Below are 1,951 nucleotides of genomic sequence, written 5' to 3'. Positions count from 1 at the left end.
CTCCAGAAAGGAGGTGTTCCAGCCGCACCTTCCGGTACGGCTACCTTGTTACGACTTAGCCCCAGTCACCGGTTTTACCCTAGGGCGCTCCTTGCGGTCACGCACTTCAGGCACCCCCGGCTTCCATGGCTTGACGGGCGGTGTGTACAAGGCCCGGGAACGTATTCACCGCGCCGTGGCTGATGCGCGATTACTAGCGAATCCAGCTTCATGGAGTCGGGTTGCAGACTCCAATCCGAACTGAGACAGGTTTTCGGGTTCCGCGCCCCGTCGCCGGGTGGCTTCCCGCTGTACCTGCCATTGTAACACGTGTGTCGCCCCGGACGTAAGGGCCGTGCTGATTTGACGTCATCCCCGCCTTCCTCACTGCTTGCGCAGGCAGTCCCCACAGAGTGCCCGCCATCACGCGATGGCAACTGTAGGTAGGGGTTGCGCTCGTTATGGCACTTAAGCCGACACCTCACGGCACGAGCTGACGACAACCATGCAGCACCTCGCAGGAGACCATTGCTGGCTGCCTCCTTTCAAAAACATCCCTCCTGCGTTTGAGCCCGGGTAAGGTTCCTCGCGTATCATCGAATTAAACCACATGTTCCTCCGCTTGTGCGGGCCCCCGTCAATTCCTTTGAGTTTCACCGTTGCCGGCGTACTCCCCAGGTGGAATGCTTAACGCTTTCGCTGTGTCACCCAGAACTCAATCGCCCCGGACAACTAGCATTCATCGTTTACTGCGTGGACTACCAGGGTATCTAATCCTGTTCGATACCCACGCCTTCGTGCTTCAGCGTCAGTTGGGCGCCGGTACGCTGCCTTCGCAATCGGAGTTCTGCGTGATATCTATGCATTTCACCGCTACACCACGCATTCCGCGTACTTCTCGCCCACTCAAGGCACCCAGTTTCAACGGCTCGACGAGGTTGAGCCCCGCAATTTTACCGCTGACTTAAGCGTCCGCCTACGCACCCTTTAAACCCAATAAATCCGGATAACGCTCGCATCCTCCGTATTACCGCGGCTGCTGGCACGGAGTTAGCCGATGCTTTTTCTCCGGGTACTCTCCAAACCGCACACGTGCGGCACTTTGCTCCCCGGCAAAAGAGGTTTACAACCCATAGGGCCGTCATCCCTCACGCGACTTGGCTGGTTCAGGCTCCCGCCCATTGACCAATATTCCTCACTGCTGCCTCCCGTAGGAGTCTGGTCCGTGTCTCAGTACCAGTGTGGGGGACCTTCCTCTCAGAACCCCTACGCATCGTCGTCTTGGTGGTCCGTTACACCGCCAACTAACTAATGCGACGCATGCCCATCCGCCACCGGAATTAACCTTTGGCACCAACAGGATGTCCCGTCGATGCATTATGCCGTATTAGACGGGATTTCTCCCGATTATCCGGCTGTGGCAGGCAGGTTGCATACGTGTTACTCACCCGTGCGCCGGTCGCCGGCTGGTGAAGGCAAGCCTTCACCACCGCTGCCCCTCGACTTGCATGTGTTAAGCCTGTCGCTAGCGTTCATCCTGAGCCAGGATCAAACTCTCCGCTGTTGTTATCTTTTGTTCTTTTTTTTCTTGTGCTGATTGACCGTCATGAATCCCCGAAAGGAAACAGACCGACCGTCGCACCCGACAGAAACAAACCGACAATCACTCGGCGAGCACTCTCCACGACCAGAACGAATCCGTAGTCATCGTAGTCTTCAGCCGGACATCTCAGCCCGGCAAAGGAATTGAACAGAGTTTCATTTTCGCCTGACGACACCGCCTAAGCGGACATCGAACAGACATGACTCTTGTACTACTGCTTCTTGTCTATTGTAAATCTTCTCAATGTTCTCTTTGCGACTCTCAGGAGCGTTGCTTCCCGAAAGCGAGTGCAAAGTTACACCCAAAAATCTTCCCCACCAAATTTTTCGCAAAGAAAATTACACCACCAAAACCAACTTTTTCAACAAA

Annotated in this window: 1 rRNA gene; it reads right to left on the bottom strand. The window is 55.4% G+C overall.

Annotated elements, in window-relative coordinates:
- Positions 1–6: 6 nt before the first annotated feature.
- Positions 7–1,543, bottom strand: a 16S ribosomal RNA gene (locus C5O24_RS12995).
- Positions 1,544–1,951 lie beyond the last annotated feature (408 nt).

The sequence above is a fragment of the Paramuribaculum intestinale genome (genome assembly GCF_003024925.1).
GTDB lineage: Bacteria > Bacteroidota > Bacteroidia > Bacteroidales > Muribaculaceae > Paramuribaculum > Paramuribaculum intestinale.
The sequence above is the reverse complement of the archived record's forward strand: the minus strand, read 5'-3'. Positions and strand labels throughout refer to the sequence as shown.